Below are 25,729 nucleotides of genomic sequence, written 5' to 3' on the forward strand. Positions count from 1 at the left end.
TTAAATTAGTAAACGTAGCATAAAACTTCACCACCTACATTTTCTCTTTTGGCTTGTTGGCCGGTCATTACTCCATGAGAAGTGGAAACAATGGCAACACCTAGTCCGTTGAGAATTCTAGGTAATTCGTTCGCGCCGGCATACTTTCTTAGACCGGGCTTACTTACCCTTTGAAGTTTCTTAATTACGGGTTCTTTCGTTTCTTTGTTGTACTTAAGGGCTATTTTAATTGAACCCTGTACTGATGAATCATCAAACTTGTAACTTAAAATATATCCTTGCTCGAATAATATTTTAGTGATGTCCTTTTTTAAATTAGATGCAGGAATTTCAACCACTCTGTGATTGGCACGCACTGCGTTTCTAATTCTTGTTAGATAATCCGAAATTGGATCTGTATACATATTTATTAATTTGCGGAAGTGGTTTTCGAAACCGTCCTTCGGTTCCAAACCTTCAACCAGTTTATAATTTCTTTTTTACCAGCTCGCCTTTTTAACTCCTGGGATCAGACCTTGATTAGCCATTTCCCTGAAGGTAACACGAGAAATACCAAAAACTCTCATATACCCCTTTGGACGTCCGGTCAGCTTACATCTGTTATGCTGACGTATCGGAGAGGCATTTTTTGGTAGCTTTTGCAACGCTTCATAATCTCCAGCTTCCTTTAAAGCTTTGCGTTTAGCCGCGTATTTCGCTACAGTTTTTGCTCTCTTTACCTCACGGGCTTTCATTGATTCTTTAGCCATGTCTTAGTTTCTTTTAAAAGGTAAACCTAATTCAGTTAATAATGATTTTGCTTCTTTATCCGTTTCAGCAGAGGTCACAAAGGTAATATCCATTCCAGAGATGCGGTTTACCTTATCGATATTAATCTCAGGGAAGATAATCTGCTCCGTTACACCTAAGTTGTAATTCCCTCTTCCGTCGAAACCTGTTGCCTTAATCCCATTAAAATCTCTAACTCGAGGTAAGGCAGTGGTGACCAAACGGTCTAAGAACTCATACATTTTCTCACCGCGTAATGTCACTTTAGCACCAATTGGCATGCCTCTACGCAATTTAAACGATGCGACGTCCTTTTTGGATATTGTTGCAACCGCTTTCTGTCCGGTAATGGTAGTTAACTCTTCTACTGCGTAGTCGACTAACTTCTTATCTGCCACTGCTGCACCCACACCTTTAGAAATTACGATTTTCTTAAGTTTAGGAACCTGCATTACATTTTTGTATCCAAATTCGTCTGTAAGAGCTGCAATAACTCTGCTTTTATACTCTTCTTTAAGTCTTGGTGAATATGCCATAACTAAATTACTTCATTAGATTTTTTTGAAAATCTCACTTTCTTCTCACCTTCCATTCTATAACCAACTCGCGTTGTCTCCCCTTTAGAGGTCAATAACGATAAATTAGATAAATGAATTGGTGCTTCCTTCTCAATAATGCCTCCTTGAGGATTTTGTGCACTTGGTTTGGTATGTTTCTTAACCATGTTCACACCTTCTACGATAGCCTTATTCTTATCTATAAATACTTTTTGCACTTTACCTTCTGAACCTTTATGGTCTCCAGTAATAACGCGCACTGTATCTCCGGTTTTTATTTTAAGCTTTCCCATCTTTCTTTTTGCATTAAAGCACTTCCGGTGCCAATGATACGATTTTCATGAATTGCTTGTCACGAAGTTCTCTTGCCACAGGACCAAACACACGGGTTCCTCTCATTTCCCCAGTTGGGTTTAGAAGGACACAAGCGTTATCATCGAATCGGATATACGATCCGTCAGGTCGTCTAACTTCTTTTACGGTACGTACCACAACTGCAGTAGAAACGGCACCTTTTTTAATGTTACCGTTAGGCGTTGCATCTTTTACAGAAACCACGATTTTATCGCCTACAGAAGCGTATCTTCTTTTAGTGCCACCCAGAACACGAATCGTTAGAACTTCTTTTGCTCCGGTGTTATCTGCTACCTTAAGTCTTGTTTCTTGCTGTACCATAATTACTTCGCTCTTTCAATTATTTCAACTAATCTCCAACACTTGGATTTACTTAAAGGTCTTGTTTCCATAATCTTTACAGTATCTCCAATATTACAATCATTTTTTTCGTCGTGCGCCACATATTTCTTGGTCTTCAACACGAACTTACCATACATAGGGTGCTTTACTTTCTTAACCTCAGAAACTACAATAGATTTCTGCATTTTGTTACTCGTAACAACTCCTATACGTTCTTTTCTTAAATTTCTTGTTTCCATCTTTCTGCAGAATTATTGTACTTCTCTCTTAGTTATTTCTGTCGCAATTCTAGCTACTGTCCGTCTAAGTGCACGTAACTGAATTGGATTTTCTAAAGGAGATATTGCATGCGCCAGTTTCAGGTCTGCATAACTCTTTTTTGTCTCACCAAGTTTTTCCTGTAACTCGGCTGTCGATAATTCTTTAATTTCTGATTGTTTCATATCTCTCATTAAATAAATTATGCTTCGTAATCTCGAGCAATTACAAACTTAGTTTTTACCGGTAGTTTCTGTGCTGCCAGACGCAAGGCTTCTTTAGCCGTATCCAATGGCACACCTCCTATTTCAAATAAAATACGTCCAGGTTTAACCACGGCCACATAGTACTCAACAGCACCTTTACCCTTACCCATACGTACTTCCAATGGCTTTTTAGTTATTGGTTTATCCGGAAATATTTTAATCCACAATGATCCTTCCCGCTTCATGTAACGCGTTGCAGCAACACGAGCTGCTTCAATTTGACGAGAAGTGATAAACGTAGAATCCAAAGCTTTTATTCCAAAAGTACCGTAAGACAGTTGATTTCCACGCTGCGAAACCCCCTTCATACGTCCCTTTTGTTGCTTACGAAATTTTGTTCTTTTAGGCTGTAACATTTTTCTTTTACTTTAAAAAATTACTTTCTTCGACGCGGATTTTTACCACGACCTCCTCCTTTACCCTGCTTCTTGGATAATCCAACAAGTGGAGAAAGCTCTCTTTTACCATATACTTCGCCTTTCATGATCCATACCTTAACACCTAATCTACCGTAGGTAGTATGTGCTTCTACTAAAGCATAGTCGATATCGGCTCTGAATGTCGACAATGGAATTCGTCCTTCTTTATAGTGTTCGCTACGTGCCATTTCAGCACCGTTTAATCGACCACTGATCTGAATTTTAATTCCTTCAGCATTCATACGCATTGTAGCAGCAATAGCCATCTTTATTGCACGACGATACGAAATACGATTTTCGATTTGACGTGCAATACTTGATGCTACTAAAAATGCATCCAGTTCAGGTCTCTTGATTTCAAAGATGTTAATCTGAACCTCTTTTCCAGTAATCTTTTTAAGCTCTTCTTTTAACTTGTCTACCTCTTGACCTCCCTTACCAATAATGATTCCAGGACGCGCCGTAGTGATAGTAACGGTTACAAGCTTAAGAGTTCTTTCAATAATTACTCTACTCACACTAGCCTTAGCCAGACGTACATGAACGTACTTTCTAATTTTATCGTCTTCGGCAAGCTTATCGCCATAATCGTCTCCTCCGTACCAGTTAGACTCCCATCCTCTGATAATACCTAAGCGATTTCCGATTGGATTTGTCTTTTGTCCCATACTTCTATCTTAGCTTTGTGTGTTATTGTTAGATCCAACCACAAGTGTAACATGGTTAGAACGTTTTCTAATTCTGTGCGCACGACCTTGCGGTGCTGGACGCAATCTTTTCAACATCGATCCACCATCCACTCTGATTTCCTTAACGAATAATTCAGCTGTTTCCACATCAGCATCCTCATTTTTAGCCTGCCAGTTTGCGATGGCAGATAACAATAGTTTCTCTAAACGAGCGGATGCCTCCTTTTGGTTGAACTTTAAAATATTCAGTGCATTTTCTACGCGTTCACCTCTTACTAAATCGGCTACTAAGCGCATTTTCCTCGGTGACGTAGGACAGTTATTAAGCTTAGCAAAAGCAACTTGCTTCTTTGCTTCCTTAAGAGCGTCTGCCATTTGTTTTTTACGACTTCCCATAGCTTACTACTTTTTACCTTTGTTTTTAGCACCTGCATGCCCACGGAATGAACGCGTTGGTGAAAATTCTCCTAATTTATGTCCCACCATGTTCTCGGTAACGTATACCGGTACAAACTGGCGGCCATTGTGAACCGCTATGGTTTGACCAACAAAATCCGGTGTAATCATACTTGCACGAGACCAAGTTTTAATCACCGTTTTTTTATTCGCTTCAACGTTAGCAGCTACTTTTCTTTCTAATTTATAATGAACGTAAGGTCCTTTTTTTAACGATCTTGCCATGTCTTATTTCTTTCTACGTTCTACAATATATTTATTACTTGGATTTGATTTAGAACGCGTTCTATATCCTTTTGCAGGTATACCGTTTCTCGATCTTGGATGACCTCCGGAAGCACGTCCTTCACCACCACCCATCGGGTGATCAATTGGGTTCATAACTACAGGTCTTGTACGTGGCCTTCTTCCTAACCATCGCGTTCTACCTGCCTTACCAGACACCATTAACTGGTGATCGGAGTTAGAAACAACACCAATAGTAGCCATACATGTGGCTAGAATTAAACGTGTTTCACCTGAAGGCAATTTAATGGTTGCGAATTTACCATCCCTTGCCATTAACTGAGCAAATGCTCCGGCACTACGCGCCATAACAGCACCCTGACCCGGACGTAATTCAACACAGGAAATAATAGTTCCCAATGGAATTTCACTCAATGGCATGGCATTTCCAATTTCAGGAGCGATCCCTTCCACACCGGAAACCACATTTTGCCCAACCTGTAATCCATTTTGAGCAATGATATATCGTTTCTCACCGTCCTGATAGTTCAGCAAAGCGATGAAAGCCGTTCTGTTTGGATCATACTCTATCGACTTAACCTCCGCCGGAATTCCAGTTTTGTTACGTTTAAAATCGATAAGGCGATACCTTCTTTTGTGACCACCACCCATGTAGCGCATGGTCATCTTTCCTTGACTGTTTCTACCACCAGACCTTTTTTTCGGAGCTAATAAACTTTTCTCCGGCTTATCAGTAGTAATGGCGTCAAATCCATTAACTACTCTAAAACGCTGCCCTGGTGTGATTGGTTTTAATTTTCTTACTGACATTGTTGTCTAATTACAAATTACTGTATAAATCAATCATTTCACCCTCCGCCAGTTGTACAACCGCTTTTTTAACAGCGTTTGTTTTACCATGCTGAATACCCGTTTTAGTGTAACGTGTTCTTCTATCTGGACGGACATTTATTGTACGAACCTTTTCAACAGAAACCCCGTAAGCAGCCTCAACCGCCTTTTTAATTTCTATCTTGTTCGCCTTAGGATTCACTGAAAACCAATAGCAGTTTTTCATCTCGCTATCGGCAGTCGCTTTTTCCGTTATTATAGGTTTAATTAAGATACTCATGGTTTCTATTTACTTAAATTTGATTCTATTCCTTCTATGGCGCCTTCCAAAAGCACCAACTGATTTGCGTTTAAAATTTTGTAAGTATTTAATTCTGAGTTTGTTACAACTTCAGAACCTTTTAAATTACGCGATGACAAATATACATTATTATTTGACCCGCCCAACACAAACAAAGATTTTTTGTTTTCAAGGTCCAGGGCCTTTAAAACTGCAGTGAAGTTTTTGGTTTTTGGCGCATCGAAATTGAAGTCCTCCAATACCAAAATGGACTTCTCACTGGCTTTCATACTCAATGCAGATTTGCGTGCTAAACGCTTCAGGTTTTTATTCAGTTTGAAACCGTAGTTTCTCGGTCTCGGACCAAACATGCGTCCACCACCTTTAAATATTCCCGACTTGATACTACCTGCTCTTGCCGTACCTGTTCCTTTCTGCTTTTTAATCTTTCGTGTACTTCCAGAAATCTCATTGCGCTCTTTAGACTTGTGAGTTCCCTGTCTCTGGTTAGCCAAATACTGCTTGACATCCAAATACACGGCATGATTATTAGGCTCTATAGCAAACACCTCTTTAGAAAGCTCTGCTTTTCTTCCGGTGTCTTTTCCGTTTATATCTAAAACTGCTACTTTCATTACTTTCTGATAATTACATAAGCGTTTTTGTGTCCAGGCACACAACCTTTAACAACCAGTAAGTTCTTTTCAGGAACCACTTTCAACACTCTTAAATTTTGAACTTTCACTTTTACACCACCCATTCTACCGGCCATTTTCATGCCTTTAAAAACTCTTGATGGATAAGATGCAGCTCCAATAGAACCCGGTGCCCTCAAACGGTTGTGCTGACCGTGAGTAGATTGTCCTACCCCGCCAAAGCCATGACGTTTTACAACACCCTGAAACCCTTTACCTTTTGAAGTTCCAGAAATATCAACAAATTCACCTTCGATGAAATGTTCTACGGTGATGGCATCACCTAATTTGTACTCCTCCTCAAAACCTTTAAATTCAACGACTTTGCGTTTTACAGAAGTACCCGCTTTTTTGGCGTGACCCAGGTCTGCCTTTGTTGCGCTTTTTTCTGTCGCGTCATCGAAACCTAGTTGCACAGCTTCATAGCCATCCACTTCTTTGGTTCTGACTTGGGTAACGATACATGGTCCAGCTTCAATGACGGTACACGGAATATTTTTTCCGTTCTCATCGAAGATACTGGTCATACCGATTTTTTTTCCAATTAACCCAGACATTTTAATTTACATTTTACGATTGATGGCTTACTGTTTCTTAATTCACCATCAATCAATTATTACACTTAATTTACGTTTTCGATACCTTCCAATTCACATTGGAATACTCGAACTGACACTATAAAAACTTCAGGGACAAAATACCTTTCGTCCCTGAAATGTATTTATCCGTTTTTCCCGCGACCGCATCGGTGGGACATGCATGCCCTGAATTCGTTCCAGGGTCTTTTTTAATCTTCTACCGCCTTCCCGAATCATCTTCGGGACTTCGATAACAGTCTGTTAGACTTTTATCTCAACCTCAACACCACTTGGCAACTCCAATTTCATCAAGGCATCAATGGTTTTTGAAGATGAAGAATAAATATCCAATAAGCGTTTAAAAGAACTCAATTGGAATTGTTCTCTTGATTTTTTGTTAACGTGTGGTGAACGAAGCACAGTAAAAATTTTCTTGTGGGTTGGTAATGGGATTGGCCCGGTTACCACAGCTCCAGTACTTTTTACTGTTTTTACAATCTTATCGGCAGACTTGTCTACCAGGTTATGATCGTAAGACTTTAGTTTTATTCTGATTTTCTGACTCATGTTCTTATATTTTAAGCTTCAACGCCTTTAGCAGCTTTAATAACCTCTTCTGATATGTTTGAAGGTGTTTCAGCATAATGTGAAAATTCCATAGTTGATGTCGCACGTCCTGAAGACAGGGTACGTAGCGCCGTTACATAACCAAACATTTCAGACAATGGCACATCCGCTTTCACAACTTTTGCACCCGCTCTGTCGCTCATGTTATTCACTTGTCCTCGACGACGGTTAAGATCTCCTACGATATCACCCATATTTTCTTCAGGTGTAATAACCTCAAGTTTCATGATAGGCTCCATGATAACAGCCTTTGCCGCTTTCGCAGCTGACCTGAATCCTAATTTCGCAGCCAGTTCGAAAGACAACTGATCTGAATCCACATCGTGGTAAGATCCATCTGTTAAGGTTACCTTCATCGCGTCTACTTCATATCCGGCCAAAGGCCCGTTTTGCATCGCCATAGTAAATCCTTTCTCAACTGAGGGAATAAATTCCTTTGGAATGTTACCGCCCTTTATCTCAGAGACAAACTCTAATCCTGGCTTACCTTCTTCGGCCGGTTCAAGAGTAAATACAATATCGGCAAACTTACCGCGACCACCGGATTGTTTCTTATAAACTTCTCTGTGCTCCGCACGTTGTGTAATGGCTTCCTTGTACTCCACCTGAGGCTGACCCTGATTGACTTCAACCTTGAATTCACGTCTTAAACGATCTACGATAATATCCAGGTGAAGCTCACCCATTCCTGATATAATGGTCTGTCCGGAGGCCTCATCCGTTCTCACGGTAAAGGTTGGATCTTCTTCAGCCAATTTAGAAAGCGCCATACCAAGCTTATCGACATCTGCTTTCGTTTTAGGCTCTACCGCAATACCAATAACAGGATCTGGGAAATCCATGGATTCCAAAACAATAGGATGTTTTTCATCAGACATGGTATCCCCTGTCTTGATATCTTTGAATCCTACTGCAGCACCTATATCTCCAGCTTCGATAAAGTCGATCGCATTCTGCTTATTAGAGTGCATTTGGTAAATACGTGAAATACGCTCTTTCTTTCCAGAACGGTTGTTCAATATATATGATCCCGCATCCAGACGTCCTGAGTAGGCTCGGAAGAATGCCAAACGACCAACGAAAGGATCGGTAGCAATCTTAAATGCCAATGCAGAAAATGGTTCTTTGGCATCTGGTTTACGGGCTATCTCTTCTCCAGTTTCAGGATTGGTTCCTATAATGTTATCTCTATCCAATGGGGAGGGTAAATAGCGACATACGGCATCTAACAGGAACTGTACCCCTTTGTTTTTGAATGAAGATCCACAGATCATTGGAATAATGGCCATATCCATTACCGCAGCACGAAGCGCAGCATGGACCTCATCTTCAGTGATCGAATCTTCGTCTTCCATGAACTTTTCCAGGAGATGCTCATCATAAGTAGCGACCTCTTCTATTAAAAGGGCACGGTATTTATGTGCTTCTTCTTTTAATTCCTCAGGAATTTCAATAACATCAAAAGTTGCTCCCTGGGTTTCATCGTGCCAAACTATAGCACGGTTCTTAACTAAATCGATAATCCCTTTGAAGTCTGCTTCATCTCCAATATTCAAAACAATTGGCACGGCATTGGACTTCAACATATCTTTAACCTGCTGGCAGACTCCTAAAAAGTTAGATCCCTGACGGTCCATCTTGTTAACGAACCCAATTCGAGGCACCTTATAATTGTCTGCTAGCCTCCAGTTCGTTTCAGACTGTGGTTCAACACCATCTACCGCACTAAAAAGAAATACCAAACCGTCCAATACACGTAAGGAACGGTTTACTTCAACGGTAAAGTCAACGTGACCCGGAGTATCTATAATATTAAAATGGTATCCTTTGGTTTCGTCGGTAGGCAATCCGTTCTCAAGTGGAAAATTCCATGTACATGTTGTGGCAGCAGAAGTAATAGTAATACCTCTTTCCTGCTCCTGCTCCATCCAGTCCATAGTAGCAGCACCATCGTGTACTTCTCCAATCTTGTGAGATACGCCGGTGTAATAAAGGATACGTTCGGTAGTTGTGGTCTTTCCTGCATCAATATGTGCAGCAATACCTATATTTCTAGTGTATTTTAAATCTCTTGCCATGTCCTAATTAAAATCTAAAGTGAGAGAATGCTTTATTAGCTTCTGCCATTTTATGCGTGTCTACTCTTTTCTTTACGGCTGCACCTTCTTCTTTGGCTGCAGCTAAAATTTCGGCCGCTAATTTTTGTGACATTGATTTTTCGTTACGCTTGCGAGCATAACCAATCAACCATTTCATGGCTGTAGAAATTTTTCGATCAGGACGGATCTGCATAGGAATCTGGAAGGTAGCTCCTCCAACACGACGGCTACGTACCTCAACGTGAGGCATCACATTTGATAATGCATCTTTCCAAATCTCTAATGCCGATTTTTCCTCATCGGTTTTTTTGGCGTCTACGATATCAATGGCATCGTAGAACACTTTAAATGCCACGGACTTTTTACCATCCCACATCATATTGTTAACAAAACGTGTTACCAACTGATCGTTAAACCTCGGATCTGGTAAAAGAGGCCTTTTTTTCGCTTGTCTTTTTCTCATGTCTTTCTGTTAAGTTGTTTGTGGTCAGTTGCTACACGTTCTCAAAAGGAAGCATAACACCCAACTCAAACCTGTTTTTACTTTTTAGGGCGTTTAGCACCGTACTTAGATCTCCGTTGCGTTCTACCTTGCACACCTGCTGTATCCAAAGCACCACGAACAATATGATATCTAACACCCGGTAAGTCTTTAACCCTTCCACCTCTAACTAATACTATCGAGTGCTCTTGTAAATTATGTCCTTCTCCAGGGATGTATGCATTCACCTCATTACCATTGGTTAACCTTACCCTGGCCACTTTACGCATTGCAGAGTTTGGTTTCTTAGGTGTTGTCGTGTAAACACGAGTACATACGCCACGTCGTTGAGGACAAGAATGTAATGCAGCCGATTTACTCTTCTTAGTTATTTTGGCTCTTCCTGTTCTTACTAATTGTGAAATTGTTGGCATAAATTATTTTATAAATTTAAAATCCTCTTCTTAGAGGGCTGCAAAGGTAGAAATTTAAATGAATTATTCAAACCCTTGTTCATTAATTTTTCTGGTAATCTAAAATTAAATTTCACCACTATATTATATGTCTCCTTTTTCCGTTAGTTTTACACTATAAAGTCTGACCATCGAAGTTGGACTCTAACAGTATTGAAACAATGCCATAATAGTCCGATTGAGTCCTCTTAACCCGTGAAAAAAATCGCTTTATTCATACTCCTTAACTGCACCCTGTTTTCTCCGGTATTACCCTGTCAAAATCTGTCGCTAATGGTAGAGGGATACGATTCCGGAGAAACATCGCTATTGGATTCATTGGGTTATGTTAAAAAACACTTGAATTATCAGTCCATCGTCAATGAAGTTGACTCCATAAAAAGTACCTGCTACAGGTTGGGATACATTGAAACTAAACTGCAGTCACTGAGCAGACAAAATGATACCACTTTCAAAGCCAAACTTCATTTGAAAGATAAATTTCACACCATATATATATATTACGATACTTCAGTACTATCAGAGAACACCTTGGAAGCTATTAGCGTGCAAAGCAACGACAGGTATTTCGAAGTCCAATTTAAAGACATCGAAGCGGTCATGGTTTACTTAAATGCTGAAATTGCCAAAAGGGGGTACCCTTTTACCAAGTTGAAACTGACCGATATTGAAGTTGATCAGGGTACCTTAAAAGCCCGGCTTAAAATTGATAGGGATGATCAGAAGAGAACCATCGACACGATTGTCATCAAAGGGTATGAAAGATTTCCGGCATCGTTTATCAAACACTATTTAAAAATTAAGCCCGAACAAACCTTCGACCTGGCATTACTAAAAAATAAAACTGAAAAATTAAATAACTTAAGATTTGCCAATCAAATAAAGCCGCCTGAAATTTTATTTACCGAAGACGCAACAGCTATTTATTTATATGTGGAAAAATCCAAGAGCAATGCTTTTGATGGTTTCCTTGGTTTTGGTACCAACGAGGACGATGGCAAACTTGAGTTCGATGGTTTTCTCAACCTTGTTTTAAGCAATAATCTTAATTATGGTGAATCCTTCCGGTTATTCTATAAAAGTGACGAAAATGATCAAAAAACGTTTGAGGCCGGTATCGCTATGCCTTACCTGTTTAAGACTCCATTGGGTTTTGATATGCAATTACACTTATTTAAACGTGATTCATCCTTTACCAATGCGAATCAATCCTATAAATTACACTATCAGATCAATCCCAAACATAACATCTATGCAGGTTATAAAACATTGACCTCCAATAACCTGCTTTCCAACAGCATGGCCTCGATTAGTGATTTTGATGCCAATTATGTGTCACTGGGATATAACTTTATCGATCTTAGAATGAATGACGTTCTGTTCCCAACCGACGCCATGATTACCATAGAATCGGATTTTGGAAAGCGAAAAACACCAAATGTTTCGGAATCCCAATCCAAATTCCTGGTCGACGCCATGAACCTGATTCGTATCAATAAGAGAAACAGTATTTATGCGCGTTTCAATGGAGGCGCCATACAATCGAACCAGTACCTAGAGAATGAACTGCTTCGCTTTGGCGGCATCAATTCCATTCGCGGATTTGAAGAAAATAGTCTGTATGCCAATTTATATGGTTTGATCAATACGGAATACCGATATCGATTGAGCAATACCATCTTTGCCCATTCCATTATTGATGTGGCCTATTTTGAAAATGATATTATAGACACTAAGGAAAAACTTTTCGGTTTTGGTGTTGGTTTCGGTCTTCTCACCAACTCCGGGCTGTTTAGGTTTGTTTACGCCAACGGGAAAAGTGAAAACCAGGGCTTTAAATTATCCAATTCGAAAGTACACCTGAGCTTAACAACGTCCTTCTAATCTGGTGAATACCCCCTGAACACCTGTTTCTTATCGGAAATTTTAAAATTTTAACCCTAATTTATTGTTTAATTAACATTTTATTAAGACTTTTGACTCGACTAATTCAAATAATTAAAAAATGAAAACAAAGTTTAGCGGAATGCTAGCGCTGTTTATGGCGTTAGTTGTGCAATTTGCGTTTGCACAAGAAAAGACAGTTAGCGGTACGGTTTCAGATGCAAGTGGACTACCTCTACCGGGAACGACTGTCTTAGTAAAGGGGACTTCTTCGGGTACCTCTACAGATTTTGATGGGAACTATTCTATTACTGTAAATCAAGGGCAATCCCTTGTATTCAGTTTTGTGGGATATACCACCCAGGAAATTGTAGTCGGCGCCTCCAATACAATTAACGTAACAATGTCCGAGGATGCTGAGTCATTGGAAGAAGTTGTTGTAACGGCTCTTGGTATTTCAAGAGAGAAAAAATCCTTAGGTTACGCCTCACAAGAAGTTAGCGGTGAAGATGTCTCAACAGTTGTTGTAGACAACGTAGTTAGCTCTCTATCAGGTAAAGTAAGTGGGGTTCAGGTATTAGGTAATAACAACTTTGGTGGATCAGCGAATTTCCTTATTCGTGGTGTTAGTTCTCTAACACAGAACAACCAACCCTTGTTCGTTATCGACGGAATACCTGTATCGAACAGGATTAATAACACAGATCAGCAAGAAGCCGGTAGTACAGGTTACGACTATGGAAACGCTGCTTCCGACATCAACCCGGATGACGTAGAATCCATTAACATATTGAAAGGTGCTGCTGCATCTGCGATCTATGGTTCTCGTGGTGCTAATGGTGTTGTGATCATTACAACTAAATCAGGTAAAAAGGGTAGAACAAAAGTAACAGTCAATTCCTCTGTTACAGTAGGTACAATTGACAAAAAGACCTTTTTGGAATACCAGGATGAATACGGAGCCGGATACGGAAGATATTATGGATCTACAGATTACTTCGAGGATATTGATGTCGATGGAGATGGTCAGTTAGATTTAGTTGTTCCTACCTATGATGATGCTTCTTATGGTGGTGCCTTAGATGGTAGTTTAGTGTATCAATGGGATGCTTTTGTTCCTGAACACAGAAATTATCTTACACCTACACCTTATGTTGCCGGTCGGACAACCCCTGTGGATTTCTTTGAAACCTCTTACCAGTTTAACAATTCTGTAGCCATTACAGGTGGCAATGATATCGTTGATTATAGAATTGGCTATACCCACTATGATCAGGATGGTATGCTTCCAAATTCGAATTTGAATAAAAACTCATTCAATTTTAATGGAACCATTAAGTTGAACGAAAAATTTAAGGCTGGTTCCTCAGCAAATTACATCGTTCAAAGGACTGTTGGTAGAAACTCAACCGGATACAGTGACAACTTAATGTCGCAATTCAGACAATGGTGGCAAGTAAACGTTGACATGGATGAGCAACGTAAGATTTTTGAGCAAACAGGCAAAAATTACAGCTGGAACCACGAAGGTGCCCTAGGAGGTTCTGCATTGGTAGGTCATTACTGGGATAACCCGTATTGGACACGTTATAAAAACTATCAGTCCGATAACAGAAACAGGTTATTCGGAAATCTATACGGCACTTACACGGCAACGGATTGGCTGGATATTACGGCCAAGGCTTCCGTGGATACCTATAAAGAACTTAGAGAGGAGCGTCGTGCCATTGGTTCTACAGCAATTCCATTCGGAATCCCTGTTACCGGTGTTACCGGTGAAGATCAAAACTCGGGTTACGATCGTATCGACATTGATTTTTCGGAATACAACTATGATTTAATGTTCAATATTAATACCGATATCACCGAAGATCTTAGCTTAACCGCCGTAGCCGGTATTAACATCAGACGTGAGCGTTACAGTTTCTACAGACAATCTACCTCCGGTGGTCTTATTGCACCTGGTATTTTTGCATTGTCTAACTCTGTAAACACGAATCCAAAACCTCAGGAAATTCTAAGACAGAAGCAGGTTAACGGTTACTACGGTCAGGTATCTTTTGGCTATAAAAATACCTTATATGTTGATTTTACAGATCGTTATGATGTGTCAACCGCCTTACCTGAAGGCAATAACGACTATAACTATTTCGCAGGTAGTGCGAGTTTGATATTCTCGAATTTGTTTGAAACGGATTGGATGAATTTTGGTAAGTTCAGAATAGGCTATGCTGAAGTTGGTAACGACTTACCTGCAAATAATGTGTATGACACGTTTACCATTTTGAACAACTTTGGTAACGCTTCGTTATTTTCATTCCCAAATACCAAGCAAAATCAAGATTTAGTTCCGGAAAGAACTAAAGAAATAGAACTTGGATTGGAAACCAAGTTTTTGGATAACAGGTTAGGACTTGATTTTACATATTACAAAAGAAATACAGAAGATCAATTGATGCAGGTATCCTTAACAAGAGCTTCAGGATTCTCATTTAGATGGGTAAATGCCGGTGAGCTTCAAAACAAAGGATATGAAGCGCAATTAATGGCCGTACCTGTAAGAACCTCTAATTTCGAATGGATGTTCAACGTTAATTTTGCGAAGAATGAGAACTTGGTTGTCGATTTATATGAAGGTCAGGAAAACCTGCAGTTGAATAGTTACCAAGGTGGTGTGAGTTTGAATGCCACAAAAGGACAGCCTTACAATACCCTGCGTGGTAGAGGTTATGTCTATGATGACGAGGGTAACCGAGTGATTAACAGTAGTGGATATTATCTGGCACAAGCTGATCAGGTGATCGGTAATGCCAACCCGGATTGGAATGGTGGTATTCTGAATAGATTGACTTATAAGGATTTGAGCCTTAGCTTCCTAATCGATGTACAAAAAGGTGGCGATGTGTTCTCACTTGACTTATATTACGGTCAAGGTACAGGTTTACCATATTACACAGCCGGCTTAAACGAACTTGGCAATCCTAAGAGAGATCCAGTTGCCGATGGTGGTGGTGTTTTAAATGAAGGTGTTGTGGCCGCTCCCGGAACTACGCTTCAATACGATGCCAATGGTGTTGTTATTTCTGAAACGGTTCCGAATACAACCAGAGCAAGAGCCGATTATTTTGGTGGTGCGTACTACTGGGGTAACTCCAGCAGGAATCCAAGCCAGATCAATGTATACGATGCATCTTATATTAAATTAAGAGAAGTGACCTTGAGTTACAAATTACCTGTGAGTAAATGGTTTGGTGGCGCTATAACTGGCGGAAACTTATCATTAATAGGACGTAACTTATGGATAATAGACAAGAACGTTCCATTTGCTGATCCAGAATCCGGATTAGGAGCTGGTAACGCTCAGGGCTATTTATCTGGATCTTATCCTACGCTAAGAACTGTAGGATTAAGTTTAAATCTTGAATTTTAAAAACTTATGAAAATGAAAAAATTATTAATTCCAATTCTTAGCGTTTTGGTGCTGTTAAGTTCCTGCGCTATTGATGAAAACCTCAACAGAGATCAGAAAAACCCAACAGCGGTACCTGGTGAAGGGTTTTTCTCGAACGCCTTAAAAGGGTTTTTTGACCTGATGAACGATATTAACGTAAACAGAAATGTTTATAAACTGTATGCACAATATTGGGCACAAACAACATACCCGGATGAAAGCCAGTACAACCAAACCACCCGAGATATCGGTGGTGGTATCTGGAACAGATTATACAGAGACGTATTACAGGATCTAAAAGGTTCAAGAGAGACATTGATTGCCGACGAGGCTGATAATCTTGATAACAAATTGGCTGTAATCGAATTTATGGAAATTTTCACCTATAGTGTTTTAGTGGACACCTTTGGAGATGTTCCTTATTCTGAAGCTCTCGACCCAACGAATCCGGCTCCGCAGTATGATGATGCAGCGACCATCTATTCAAAATTACTGGAGCGTTTAGACGCGGTTATTGGTGAAATGAATGGTGGTACTGGATTTGAAGCAAATCAGGATCCCGTTTACGGGGGTGACATGGATTTATGGAAAAAAGCGGCCAACTCCCTAAGATTACGTTTAGGTATGCGCTTAGCTGATGTCAATCCATCGCTTGCACAATCTACAGTTCAGAAAGCGCTTAATGCACCGTTGATCCTGGAGAATAGCGAAAACTTTGGTATCGACTATTTAGGAGGCGCACCGAACACGAACCCATTGTATACTGAATTGGTATTGAGTGGTAGAAATGACTTTGTTGCGGCAGATACTTTCGTAGATGAATTATTGGCGCTCAACGATCCTCGAATTGATGATTACTTTGCATTGCGAAATGGTCAATTTATTGGTGGTGTTTATGGTAGTGCCAACTCACCAACAAGTTCATCTCATCCAAGTGCACTCATGAAAGATCCAACCCTTAGAGGCAACATTTTAACAGCTACCGAGGTATTTTTCCTTCATGCTGAAGCTGCCGAAAGAGGTTTTGGAATCACTGGTGCTGCAAGCTTTTATCATGCTGCTATTGAATTGAGTATTATGGAGTGGACGGGTACCGAGGAGGAAGCGGATACCTATATAGCCCAGGCGGAAGTTAACTATGCTACTGCTCCTGGAACATGGCAGGAAAAAATATCCTTACAAAAATGGATTGCATTGTACAATTCAAGCTTTGAAGGGTTTAATGTTTACAGAATATATGATGCATTACCTTTAAAAGCACCTGAAGATATGACCTTGGCTGATATTCCTACGCGATTCTTATATCCTGAAGATGAAGCTACGCTTAATCCGGTGGGATATGACAGCGCCAGCAGTGCGATTGGTGGTGATACCAGAACAACAAAATTGTTTTGGGATGTGAACTAATATCACGACGAATCAAAATTTGATTTTCACATAGATGAACCGCCCTTTTTACATGATGTAGAAAGGGCGGTTTTTTTGTATTCAATTTGGGATGCGGTACTACTTTTATTGCTAATATTAGATTTTTTTTATATTGTGTAAACTTTTTGAGCTGTATTCGACCAAATAGCAAACAGGTTGTATCATGAAATATGTTCTTTTATTTTCAGTTTTCTTATTCACACTAAGTTGTACCACTTCTGATTCCTCACAACCCAGTGATGAATCTGATATTACCATTCAGGATAACTGGACTGTATCCCCGGATGACATCTATGGTTCGAACGATCCTTACCCCCTCATTGTTAATCCGGAATTTACGGAAGCCTCAACGATCGATTTTCTTCCTCCCAGTTCCTTAGTGGCCATTGCAAAAATGAATGACGAAATTAAAGTTTTTCCATACGAGGAAATCAGCATCTACGAATCCATCAATGACCTCATGTCGAATACACAGGTCGCTTTTACCTATTGTCCCCAGACCAAGAGTGGTTTATTTCTGGACAGGGCATCAGTTAACAGTGAAACACAGCTCAGAGCTTCAGGGTACTTGTACAAAGATAATCTGGTGGCCTATGACGAGGCTACTAAAACCTTCTGGTCTCAAATGCTCAAGACATGCATCAGAGGCGATTGTACGGAACTAGAATTCACCCATATTAATTTTATTGAAACGACCTGGCAGACGGTTAAAACCTTTTTTCCGGAAGCCATGGTATATATAAACCCTCAGTTAACGCACAGTTCAAATCCTGATGATGTTGAAATCCCCGTGAAGCCCTATGGCATTTTAGAAAGTGATTTTAAGGAAGAAGGTCTTTCGGCTCATCTTTTTAATATGGACAGTTTCTCAGACAATATTGAACTTAAAAGCTTAACCATAAATTCAACCGATCAGTCCGGTAAAACGGTTGTTGTGGGAAGCAAGAATTACCATTTCATCACTAATTTTATTACCAGTAATGCTGTAGAATTTCAAGCCATTCAAAATGAATTTCCCATCATCATGTCCGATAATAACGGGAATACATATGATGTCTTTGGCTATATTACTGAAGGCCCGGATATGGGCCAAAAACTCAACTCACAATTGGCCTATTTTGCTTTGGACTGGGCCTGGACCTTGTTTTTTGATACCTTGATAGAACAAAATTAAGACTTCATCGGAATTTGAATGGAGATCAAATATCAATTGAAATTTATTTGTATCTTGTTTTCATCAATCAATTAATTAACATCACTGCCGAAACCGTTTTTTATGAAGTCATTTTCTATTCTCGTATTGCCTATCATTCTGTTATTATGTTGTGCTCCCAATGAAACAGGTCAGGAGCCTTTCGTCCCAAGATCGGCCGATGATGTGAGGGAAGATTTTCAAAACTTAGGCCTGGATGCGGGTATCAACGATATTACCCTGGAATCGGCTGTTGAAAATGTATTCTGGAACTTCAGGGTTATCATACCTGAAGGTATTGACAATAATAGTAACGTCCCCCTGATTATGCGTCTGCATGGTGGCGCGAGAAACAGTTCTGCCGATGCTCATAAATCCACCAATTGCCTTGTGGGCCCAGCTTTTGAGAATACAGATGCCATTATTATCAGTCCAAACAGTAATGGCGAACTGTGGTATGATCAAAATAACCAGGTGCAGGTTCTGGCCCTGATCGATCTTGCAACGACCTATTTACCCATAGATGCAAATAAGGTTGTCATTATGGGCTATAGCGATGGCGGTAATGGTAGTTTCTTTTTTGCACAATATTACACATCATTATTTGCAGCCGCCATCCCCATGGCTACATCTTACAACCCAGTAAATTCAAACGGAATTGTTGAAAAAATTGACATTCCTATCTATGCCATACACGGTTCAAACGATCAGCTTTTTCCCATAGAAGTCACCCAGGGGTATATCAATCAGTTGGTAGATGCAGGAACGGATATTACGTTTTCAGTGGCACCCGGTCTGGATCATTACAGTGTTTGCGATTATTTGTCCTATTTGAATAATGCGGTTGACTGGTTGGAAACTACGATTTGGTAACCCATTGGGAAACGATCACTTTACCTAAAATTATAACTTCAGGGCAAAATGACCCTTATACTCCTCCCCGGTTGGCAGTTTCATATAATACCAATAATCATCAGAGGATAATAACTTTCCTTTTAGAGTTCCGTCCCAACTCGATTGAAAGGGGTTGTAGGTTTTTAACAATTTTCCAAACCGATTGAATATCTGAAGCATGATCTGTTCTGATTGGTATTTCTGATCTAGACCATAGACATTCCAGGTATCGTGAATACCATCTCCGTTAGGTGTAAAATATTTTGGAAATCCGAGCAGGTAAAAATTCTGTGACACCAGGTAACAATCATTACTGTCTTTTACATATATCGTATGATCCCCCGGTGAAATTCCCATGAATGTACTGTCGTAAGTAAAGCCCCCATCCGGGTTATCCAAGGCATATAAATAGTCTTCATTGTAGTTACTGAGCGTTACCGATACACTCAACCCGTCTATGCGCAAATCAATTATTTCAGGTGGATCATTCTTAACGACTTCCACCGTGATATAATCAAAGCATTCCAACAGCGGATCCTCTACCCTGACTTCATACATACCTTCTTCCGACACCAGGACACTATTGGAAATTTCATTGGAATGTGTCCATGTATAATTATAGTCATTCCGTTGTTCGACAGTCAAACCGGTCTGAATGGCTACAGGAAAATCCTTGGAACAGACAGTAACGATTTGATCATCCAATTTAGGGAAGTTCTTCACATTTAAATGCAGTTCGCCACTGCCATAGCAGGCCCCTTCTAAATCCAATCTAAAGTAAATGGTCTTACTTCTAGAATTATAAACTTCCGGTAAGGGATTAATCCCTATGGCTGCATCCCTAAGCCGTTCATGAAACGTGAGATTAACATCCGCTGTTAAGTCGAGGGCATCTAGGAGGTCTGCCCGCATTAAGCCCAGGTCAAAATCGGCTTTAGTCTCACCATACGGGGCACAGCTCTCGAAGCTATTATCATCCAACTCAACGGTCTCAGAGGTTAACAGGCGCACCGTAGCGATACTGTAACAATTTTGGTCGGAGGTAAAAAGTTTGGCATAGAGTATTTCTTCTGCAATGTCATTTCTGTAAATGTTGTTCAGGGCATATAGGTTGCTTTCATCCTGAATCGCATCTTCTATGGTTTTATAATAATAGGCATAAACGATGTCATAAGTATAGTTTGTCAAAGGCCCATTGGCCAATTGTAAATTAAAATCGGCGCGGCCATCATCCGGATTACCATCATAATTATCACACTGAATTAAATCATATGTATAGTCTAAAACTTCCGGTGGTGTGGTAATACTTACCTGCTTTATAAACGGATTCTGGCTCACACCATCGGCCGTTAAAGACAGGGTAACCATATAATCCCCCGGCTGAGTATAGGTATGTCTTGGAGCTACCTCTGTCGAGGTTTCTCCATCTCCAAAATCCCATAAAACAGAATCGAAAGGGTCCTCAGAGGTGATCTTAAAAACAGTTTCATCGCCAAAACAGGTGTTTTCATAATCGAAAGTGGGCAAGAACAGGGACTGAATAAAAGGAGGCAACCCTAGTGTAGCCTGCCTTCCTCCCAGGCTAACGGAATTTTCAGAATAATCGCATCCGCTGCCTTTTACATTGGGTTTGTTTATCACTGATATTCTTTCTCCCGCACCGGAAACATGGTACCCTGCCCGATATATTTTTCCATTGATGGCCAATTGCAATGCACCGGCCACATTTTGGGTTGTCGATAAGATTTCCCTTGATTCATAGATATCGTTGGCCTCCAGATCAAATTGATACAAATGGCTATGCACGAATATATCGCTGGAGTTAAAATCGTTGTCTGTGATATAAAGTAGTTTAGAATTCGTTGAAAATTCGACACCATAGGGATAGGAACCAAAAAATATTTCCTCCTGATTCGATACAACACCTGTTTGATTATTAAAATCATAGAGCATCACCTTTCCGGATCTTTTGGTTCCGGATCTTGGGCTACCTAAGCTGGTAGAACTGTGTGCAATCGCAATTTTTTCGCCATTCGGAGAAATTTTCAAATACCCGATTGCCGATATATTGGCGCCCTCGGCGTTAATAATGGGGTTGAGAAAGAAGGAGGTTTCAGTAATGACAGGGGTGTGATTTACACCATCGGCCTCAACTCTAAAAGCATAAAATTTGTTGACAAAATGGGTGATGACCCAAACTGCACTTCCATTTCCATGTAAAATTGCGGTGATCTTCTCAGAGGACTTGTATTCGTTTTGTATAGGAATACTCTGATCGTAGGTTACCAGGTGTACATTTTTAGTTGTACCTACAACAGCCCCGTATCCCCCATTTAACTCCATATCCACTTCGGAATAATTAACCCCATCTATGGGTTCATCTTCCGTAAGGTAATAGCTGGGTTTATCAATGGTGAAAATATAGTATCTGGTCGAACTCCCCGGTTTGGGTACGATTAAAGCCGATTCCGTACTTGAGCTGTGCCCTAATAAACCGGTTCCATTGGGCATGACTTCATGACGCCTGTCCCAAACAGTCACACCATTGGTATAGAATAAGAGATTACCGTTAGAATCTGATATGGTGGCGCAACCTTCGCTAGTGGCCAACTTACCATCCAACAACGGCACCGGGTCACCATTATTAAAATTAAGTCCGGCAAATTCTCCGAAATACCAGTTTGCAGATTCTTTTTGGCAGTACACATGATGACACCAAAAGATGATCGCCAGTACAACTATTCGTTTCAATTGATTTTGATTTGGCTAAAAATAACGAATAGATCGAATTCGCCCAAATGCGAAGGGTAAAAAGCAACAATACAAGTTTAAGGGGTAAATGTAAGCTAAGAACTCAATCCCTGATTGCAACGCTTTTTCATCTTCGATTTTTAAAAGGCTCAGGTTTCAACTATTTAAACCGCTCTATTAAATCGTTTCCATTTGCCCATATCTCATTTTCAAGAAAGGCTAAGAACTTGAATTTTAACTCGTATTCGTATAATCTTTAAAAGCACATCATCCTGAAACAAAGCGCTTCATAGTTTCAAAAATGAATAGAAATTGCGTTCTAACCTATTCTGAAAAATCATTTTTAAACCGCGTTATTTTAAGCATCTTATGACTTCCTTTTCATATAAACGACCAAAAATGCCGATATAGTGACAATTTTTCAACCGAAAAATGTTAATTCTTGACGGAAAAATTACTTTTCTAACATCAAACTTTGTTTTTTTAAGATTTTATGTAGATTTTTGGGGTTGACTAATTCTAATAATTATAACATGAAAAGAAAATTGAGTGGAATGCTAACGCTATTCCTAGCGTTGGTAGTGCAATTAACCTTTGCACAGGAAAAGACTATTACAGGTGTAGTTTCTGACGATAGTGGTTTACCACTGCCTGGGACTACCGTCTTAGTTAAAGGGACTTCAACCGGAGTTTCTACAGATTTTGATGGCAAGTATTCAATTAATGCCAGTACTGGTCAAGTATTGGTGTTTAGTTTTGTTGGTTACAAGAACGAAGAAAAAACCATCGGTTCTTCAAATATTATAAATGTTCTCATGCAGGAAGATGTGTCTTCCCTTGAAGAGGTTGTAGTTGTTGCCTATGGTACACAGAAAAAGGAGGCTTTAACTGGTTCTGTGGGTGAAGTTAAAACAGAAATTATTGAGCAAATAACAAGCTCAAATGTCGTCCAGGGAATTGTTGGTAAAGTTGCAGGTGTACAAGTAGTAAATAACTCGGGACAACCAGGAGCAGCTCCAACCGTTAGAATACGTGGTATAGGATCTATTAATGCTTCTAATGAACCTTTATATGTTGTTAACGGTGTACCATTCTCCGGTAGCATCACTTCTATAAACCCAAGTGACATTGAATCTTTTACAGTTTTAAAAGATGCAGCAGCTGCTGCACTTTATGGTAGTAGAGGGTCTAACGGGGTTATTATTATTACAACAAAAAAAGGAACTAGAAATGCGACTACGTTTAACATAGATGTTAGCACCATTCATACTTCCAGAGGTTCTAAAGATTACGATGTAATTACAGACCCAGGGATGTATTATGAAGCGCACTTTCTATCCTTAAAAAACTTTTTAATAGCCAGTGGAGAAACGCCTACAGATGCTGCGAACATTGCAGCAGACAATATGGTACAGGATAATGCAGGTACAGGCTTTAGTTTAGGATACAATAATTATGATGTTCCCGATAATCAAATAATAGATCCTTTAACTGGAAAATTGAATCCATCTGCCAACTTATTGTACTATGATGATTGGAATGAATATATGTTTAATAATTCATTCTCAACCAGAACTTTTTTAAGTATTAATGGTGGAGATGAGACATCTAAATTTTACTTTTCGCTGGGGCATCAAAATGATAAAGCCTATGCCATCAGATCTAATTTTGAAAGAGTAACTGCGAATATTTCTTTAGAGAAAACAATTAAAGAGAATCTTACAATTGGAGGTACTATGAACTATGCCCATACGGTTCAAAACATCCCGGATCAAGGTGGTTATGCAGGGGCCTTTACTTGGTCACGTTCTATTGCTCCAATATATCCTATTTTTGGTTATAATTTAGATGGTTCGCCTGTTCTAGACAGTAATGGTAATCAGGTATATGATTATGGTGATGGACAAACAGGAACACCTCAGATAAGAAGGTATGCTTCCTTTGCAAATCCTTATGCTACGACTCTTTTGGATATTAAGAAAAGAACTACAGATAACTTTAATGGTCTTGCATTCTTGAAATATAATTTCCTTGAGGACTTTACCTTTACTTACAATATTTCAGGGGATTTAAGAAGTAGACATGGTGTTAGTTTTGATACTCCACTTGGAGGAGATGCCTATGGTGTAGAAGGTAGGTCAACTCCGAATGCATGGAGAAATTTCTCTTTTGGACAGCAGCAATTATTAACATGGAATAAATCTTTTGGTAACCACAATTTTAATGTATTAGTTGGACATGAGACGGGCGACCAATCTTATGTTTATCTGGATGCCCAAAAAACCAAGTTTTTATTACCAGATCAAACGGTCCTCGATTATGGTGTTAACTTCCAGTACATTACCAATTACGAATTCGACTACCGCATAGAAGGTTATTTATCACGAGTTAATTATGATTTCAGCAATAAGTATTTTTTAAATGCTAGTTACAGGAGAGATGCATCATCAGTTTTTCATCCAGACAATAGATGGGGAGACTTTTATGGAGCAGGTGTGGCCTGGAGAATCTCTGAAGAGTCGTTCTTAAGTGATTCGAGTTGGTTAAGTGAACTTAAACTGAAAACCAGTATTGGACAGCAGGGAAATGACAGAATATTATATTCAGATGCAACAACAACTGCTGACAGAAACTACATTGCCTATGAAGACCAATACATTGTTTCAAATAATAATGGTAATATTGGTTTAAGTTTGCAATATCAAGGAAATGAGGATTTGACCTGGGAAACCTCAACCAACTTCAATGCTGGGTTTGAATTGGGTCTGTTTGAGGACCGAGTAACAGTAGATGCGGAGTATTTTGAAAGAAAAGTTGCAGACTTATTATTCAATACACCTCAAGCACCTTCCTCAGGATTACCAAGTTTCCCTGAAAACGTCGGTGATATGGAAAATAAAGGTTTCGAAGTAACTGTATTTGCAGAACCTGTGAGATCAAAGAATTTTGATTGGTCGATCAATTTTAATGCAACGCATTTCAAGAATGAAATTACAAAACTTCCAGAAGGGAGAGAATCTATTGAAAATGGTGCATTTCAGTTAGAAGTCGGAAGATCGAGATACGACTATTACTCAAGGGAATTTGCTGGTGTAAATCCTAATAATGGAGCAGCTTTGTTTTATAAAGACATTTTAGATACTAATGGTGATCCAACTGGCGAAAGAGAAGTCACTGAAGAGTGGACTGATGCCGATGAATATTTCATCGAAAAAAACGCATTGCCTGATTTATATGGTGGTTTTGGGACATCATTTAGATTTAAAAACATCACTCTGGGGCTTAACTTTGCGTATCAGTTTGGAGGATATGGAAGGGACAACACCTATATAGAACTATTATCTGGTGAAGCTGGAGAAAACCTTCATAAAGATGTATTCAAAACCTGGACGATCGATAATCCGGATGCTAAGTTACCTCTTGTAGTCCCTAATAACGATTTAAATTATTATGCCACATCCAATATTAGATTAATAGAATCTGACTTCTTAAGTCTTCAGGATGTAAACATAGCTTATAATTTAAATCCTGATGTTGCAGAAAAAATCGGGATGTCATCTGCCCGAATCTATCTCAATGCGAATAATGTATATCTCTGGTCAAAAAGACAGGGGTATGATCCTAGATTAAGCCTTACCGGGCTTAACACTGATGATGATTTTTCATTAGTCAGACAAATAACACTTGGTATAAATCTTAAATTTTAAAAT

The 25,729-nt window shown here is 39.6% G+C and carries 26 protein-coding genes; 6 read left to right on the plus strand and 20 right to left on the minus strand.

Going from position 1 to position 25,729, the window contains the following annotated elements; all coding sequences use genetic code 11:
- Window positions 1–5: 5 nt before the first annotated feature.
- The 19 genes from rpsH to rpsL all read right to left on the minus strand — a co-directional run bounded on the left by rpsH (window position 6) and on the right by rpsL (window position 10,380).
- Window positions 6–404, minus strand: a complete 399-nt coding sequence (gene rpsH / locus MR041_RS00680; RefSeq protein WP_242091659.1) for a 30S ribosomal protein S8 — start codon at window positions 402–404, stop codon at window positions 6–8.
- 75 nt (window positions 405–479) lie between these two features.
- Window positions 480–749 carry a 30S ribosomal protein S14 gene (rpsN, locus tag MR041_RS00685; protein ID WP_242091660.1) on the minus strand — a complete coding sequence of 90 codons (270 nt, stop codon included), beginning with the start codon at window positions 747–749 and terminating at the stop codon, window positions 480–482.
- Between the two features lie 3 nt (window positions 750–752).
- A complete protein-coding gene (rplE, locus tag MR041_RS00690) occupies window positions 753–1,304 on the minus strand; it encodes a 50S ribosomal protein L5 (protein ID WP_242091661.1) in 552 nt (183 codons plus the stop codon).
- 2 nt (window positions 1,305–1,306) lie between these two features.
- Entirely contained in the window at window positions 1,307–1,618 is a 312-nt protein-coding gene (gene rplX / locus MR041_RS00695) for a 50S ribosomal protein L24 (RefSeq protein WP_242091662.1), read from the minus strand.
- Between the two features lie 13 nt (window positions 1,619–1,631).
- On the minus strand, window positions 1,632–2,000 hold the full coding sequence (rplN, locus tag MR041_RS00700) for a 50S ribosomal protein L14 (protein ID WP_242085836.1): 369 nt from the start codon (window positions 1,998–2,000) through the stop codon (window positions 1,632–1,634).
- Window positions 2,001–2,002: 2 nt separating this feature from the next.
- Entirely contained in the window at window positions 2,003–2,260 is a 258-nt protein-coding gene (gene rpsQ, locus MR041_RS00705; protein WP_242085828.1) for a 30S ribosomal protein S17, read from the minus strand.
- A gap of 12 nt (window positions 2,261–2,272) precedes the next feature.
- Entirely contained in the window at window positions 2,273–2,464 is a 192-nt protein-coding gene (rpmC, locus tag MR041_RS00710; RefSeq protein ID WP_242091663.1) for a 50S ribosomal protein L29, read from the minus strand.
- Between the two features lie 17 nt (window positions 2,465–2,481).
- Complete coding sequence (gene rplP / locus MR041_RS00715) at window positions 2,482–2,901, minus strand: 50S ribosomal protein L16 (protein ID WP_242091664.1); 420 nt, start codon at window positions 2,899–2,901, stop codon at window positions 2,482–2,484.
- Window positions 2,902–2,921: 20 nt separating this feature from the next.
- Window positions 2,922–3,632 carry a 30S ribosomal protein S3 gene (gene rpsC / locus MR041_RS00720; RefSeq protein WP_242091665.1) on the minus strand — a complete coding sequence of 237 codons (711 nt, stop codon included), beginning with the start codon at window positions 3,630–3,632 and terminating at the stop codon, window positions 2,922–2,924.
- 9 nt (window positions 3,633–3,641) lie between these two features.
- The gene (gene rplV, locus MR041_RS00725) at window positions 3,642–4,049 is read right to left on the minus strand and encodes a 50S ribosomal protein L22 (RefSeq protein WP_242091666.1); all 408 of its coding nucleotides are present in this window, start codon (window positions 4,047–4,049) and stop codon (window positions 3,642–3,644) included.
- A 6-nt stretch (window positions 4,050–4,055) separates the two neighbouring features.
- Window positions 4,056–4,334: a 30S ribosomal protein S19 gene (gene rpsS / locus MR041_RS00730; RefSeq protein WP_013869040.1), complete on the minus strand. Its 279-nt coding sequence runs from the start codon at window positions 4,332–4,334 to the stop codon at window positions 4,056–4,058.
- A gap of 3 nt (window positions 4,335–4,337) precedes the next feature.
- A complete protein-coding gene (gene rplB, locus MR041_RS00735) occupies window positions 4,338–5,165 on the minus strand; it encodes a 50S ribosomal protein L2 (RefSeq protein WP_242091667.1) in 828 nt (275 codons plus the stop codon).
- A gap of 10 nt (window positions 5,166–5,175) precedes the next feature.
- The gene (gene rplW / locus MR041_RS00740) at window positions 5,176–5,466 is read right to left on the minus strand and encodes a 50S ribosomal protein L23 (protein WP_242091668.1); all 291 of its coding nucleotides are present in this window, start codon (window positions 5,464–5,466) and stop codon (window positions 5,176–5,178) included.
- 5 nt (window positions 5,467–5,471) lie between these two features.
- A complete protein-coding gene (gene rplD / locus MR041_RS00745; RefSeq protein ID WP_242091669.1) occupies window positions 5,472–6,101 on the minus strand; it encodes a 50S ribosomal protein L4 in 630 nt (209 codons plus the stop codon).
- Window positions 6,101–6,718 carry a 50S ribosomal protein L3 gene (gene rplC, locus MR041_RS00750; protein WP_242091670.1) on the minus strand — a complete coding sequence of 206 codons (618 nt, stop codon included), beginning with the start codon at window positions 6,716–6,718 and terminating at the stop codon, window positions 6,101–6,103. The genes rplD and rplC overlap by 1 nt, the downstream gene beginning before the upstream one ends.
- A 282-nt stretch (window positions 6,719–7,000) precedes the next feature.
- Complete coding sequence (gene rpsJ, locus MR041_RS00755) at window positions 7,001–7,306, minus strand: 30S ribosomal protein S10 (RefSeq protein WP_223549398.1); 306 nt, start codon at window positions 7,304–7,306, stop codon at window positions 7,001–7,003.
- 11 nt (window positions 7,307–7,317) lie between these two features.
- Complete coding sequence (fusA, locus tag MR041_RS00760; protein ID WP_242091671.1) at window positions 7,318–9,444, minus strand: elongation factor G; 2,127 nt, start codon at window positions 9,442–9,444, stop codon at window positions 7,318–7,320.
- A 7-nt stretch (window positions 9,445–9,451) separates the two neighbouring features.
- Window positions 9,452–9,928: a 30S ribosomal protein S7 gene (gene rpsG / locus MR041_RS00765; protein ID WP_242091672.1), complete on the minus strand. Its 477-nt coding sequence runs from the start codon at window positions 9,926–9,928 to the stop codon at window positions 9,452–9,454.
- 77 nt (window positions 9,929–10,005) lie between these two features.
- Entirely contained in the window at window positions 10,006–10,380 is a 375-nt protein-coding gene (gene rpsL / locus MR041_RS00770) for a 30S ribosomal protein S12 (RefSeq protein ID WP_242091673.1), read from the minus strand.
- Between the two features lie 312 nt (window positions 10,381–10,692).
- On the opposite strand from rpsL, the gene MR041_RS00775 reads away from it, so the two are divergent.
- From MR041_RS00775 to MR041_RS00795, 5 genes are all read left to right on the plus strand, one after another.
- Window positions 10,693–12,303 carry a BamA/TamA family outer membrane protein gene (locus tag MR041_RS00775; RefSeq protein ID WP_242091674.1) on the plus strand — a complete coding sequence of 537 codons (1,611 nt, stop codon included), beginning with the start codon at window positions 10,693–10,695 and terminating at the stop codon, window positions 12,301–12,303.
- Between the two features lie 121 nt (window positions 12,304–12,424).
- Complete coding sequence (locus MR041_RS00780) at window positions 12,425–15,733, plus strand: SusC/RagA family TonB-linked outer membrane protein (RefSeq protein ID WP_242091675.1); 3,309 nt, start codon at window positions 12,425–12,427, stop codon at window positions 15,731–15,733.
- A gap of 12 nt (window positions 15,734–15,745) precedes the next feature.
- Window positions 15,746–17,161, plus strand: a complete 1,416-nt coding sequence (locus MR041_RS00785; protein WP_242091676.1) for a SusD/RagB family nutrient-binding outer membrane lipoprotein — start codon at window positions 15,746–15,748, stop codon at window positions 17,159–17,161.
- 184 nt (window positions 17,162–17,345) lie between these two features.
- Window positions 17,346–18,356: a DUF3179 domain-containing (seleno)protein gene (locus MR041_RS00790; RefSeq protein WP_242091677.1), complete on the plus strand. Its 1,011-nt coding sequence runs from the start codon at window positions 17,346–17,348 to the stop codon at window positions 18,354–18,356.
- 102 nt (window positions 18,357–18,458) lie between these two features.
- Window positions 18,459–19,247 (plus strand): carboxylesterase family protein, encoded by a 789-nt coding sequence (locus MR041_RS00795; RefSeq protein WP_242091678.1) that lies wholly within the window; start codon window positions 18,459–18,461, stop codon window positions 19,245–19,247.
- Between the two features lie 30 nt (window positions 19,248–19,277).
- On the opposite strand, the gene MR041_RS15590 is transcribed toward MR041_RS00795, so the two are convergent.
- Window positions 19,278–22,019: a T9SS type B sorting domain-containing protein gene (locus tag MR041_RS15590; protein ID WP_277926297.1), complete on the minus strand. Its 2,742-nt coding sequence runs from the start codon at window positions 22,017–22,019 to the stop codon at window positions 19,278–19,280.
- 533 nt (window positions 22,020–22,552) lie between these two features.
- On the opposite strand from MR041_RS15590, the gene MR041_RS00810 reads away from it, so the two are divergent.
- Complete coding sequence (locus MR041_RS00810) at window positions 22,553–25,726, plus strand: SusC/RagA family TonB-linked outer membrane protein (RefSeq protein WP_242091679.1); 3,174 nt, start codon at window positions 22,553–22,555, stop codon at window positions 25,724–25,726.
- Window positions 25,727–25,729 lie beyond the last annotated feature (3 nt).

This window comes from Aestuariivivens sediminicola (assembly GCF_022662015.1).
GTDB lineage: Bacteria > Bacteroidota > Bacteroidia > Flavobacteriales > Flavobacteriaceae > Aestuariivivens > Aestuariivivens sediminicola.

Bases quoted from the DNA above. Each gene is read 5' to 3' on its own strand.
- MR041_RS00785 (WP_242091676.1), top strand. From the start codon at position 15,746: ATGAAAAAATTATTAATTCCAATTCTTAGCGTTTTGGTGCTGTTAAGT.
- MR041_RS00780 (WP_242091675.1), top strand. From the start codon at position 12,425: ATGAAAACAAAGTTTAGCGGAATGCTAGCGCTGTTTATGGCGTTAGTT.
- MR041_RS00810 (WP_242091679.1), top strand. From the start codon at position 22,553: ATGAAAAGAAAATTGAGTGGAATGCTAACGCTATTCCTAGCGTTGGTA.
- rplV (WP_242091666.1), bottom strand. From the start codon at position 4,049: ATGGGAAGTCGTAAAAAACAAATGGCAGACGCTCTTAAGGAAGCAAAG.
- rplW (WP_242091668.1), bottom strand. From the start codon at position 5,466: ATGAGTATCTTAATTAAACCTATAATAACGGAAAAAGCGACTGCCGAT.
- rplX (WP_242091662.1), bottom strand. From the start codon at position 1,618: ATGGGAAAGCTTAAAATAAAAACCGGAGATACAGTGCGCGTTATTACT.
- rplN (WP_242085836.1), bottom strand. From the start codon at position 2,000: ATGGTACAGCAAGAAACAAGACTTAAGGTAGCAGATAACACCGGAGCA.
- rpsH (WP_242091659.1), bottom strand. From the start codon at position 404: ATGTATACAGATCCAATTTCGGATTATCTAACAAGAATTAGAAACGCA.
- rpsL (WP_242091673.1), bottom strand. From the start codon at position 10,380: ATGCCAACAATTTCACAATTAGTAAGAACAGGAAGAGCCAAAATAACT.
- rpsJ (WP_223549398.1), bottom strand. From the start codon at position 7,306: ATGAGTCAGAAAATCAGAATAAAACTAAAGTCTTACGATCATAACCTG.
- rplD (WP_242091669.1), bottom strand. From the start codon at position 6,101: ATGAAAGTAGCAGTTTTAGATATAAACGGAAAAGACACCGGAAGAAAA.
- rplE (WP_242091661.1), bottom strand. From the start codon at position 1,304: ATGGCATATTCACCAAGACTTAAAGAAGAGTATAAAAGCAGAGTTATT.
- rpsC (WP_242091665.1), bottom strand. From the start codon at position 3,632: ATGGGACAAAAGACAAATCCAATCGGAAATCGCTTAGGTATTATCAGA.
- rpsG (WP_242091672.1), bottom strand. From the start codon at position 9,928: ATGAGAAAAAGACAAGCGAAAAAAAGGCCTCTTTTACCAGATCCGAGG.
- rpsQ (WP_242085828.1), bottom strand. From the start codon at position 2,260: ATGGAAACAAGAAATTTAAGAAAAGAACGTATAGGAGTTGTTACGAGT.
- rplB (WP_242091667.1), bottom strand. From the start codon at position 5,165: ATGTCAGTAAGAAAATTAAAACCAATCACACCAGGGCAGCGTTTTAGA.
- rpsN (WP_242091660.1), bottom strand. From the start codon at position 749: ATGGCTAAAGAATCAATGAAAGCCCGTGAGGTAAAGAGAGCAAAAACT.
- MR041_RS00795 (WP_242091678.1), top strand. From the start codon at position 18,459: ATGAAGTCATTTTCTATTCTCGTATTGCCTATCATTCTGTTATTATGT.
- rpsS (WP_013869040.1), bottom strand. From the start codon at position 4,334: ATGGCAAGATCGTTAAAAAAAGGACCTTACGTTCATTATAAATTAGAA.
- MR041_RS00775 (WP_242091674.1), top strand. From the start codon at position 10,693: ATGGTAGAGGGATACGATTCCGGAGAAACATCGCTATTGGATTCATTG.
- fusA (WP_242091671.1), bottom strand. From the start codon at position 9,444: ATGGCAAGAGATTTAAAATACACTAGAAATATAGGTATTGCTGCACAT.
- MR041_RS00790 (WP_242091677.1), top strand. From the start codon at position 17,346: ATGAAATATGTTCTTTTATTTTCAGTTTTCTTATTCACACTAAGTTGT.
- rplC (WP_242091670.1), bottom strand. From the start codon at position 6,718: ATGTCTGGGTTAATTGGAAAAAAAATCGGTATGACCAGTATCTTCGAT.
- rpmC (WP_242091663.1), bottom strand. From the start codon at position 2,464: ATGAAACAATCAGAAATTAAAGAATTATCGACAGCCGAGTTACAGGAA.
- rplP (WP_242091664.1), bottom strand. From the start codon at position 2,901: ATGTTACAGCCTAAAAGAACAAAATTTCGTAAGCAACAAAAGGGACGT.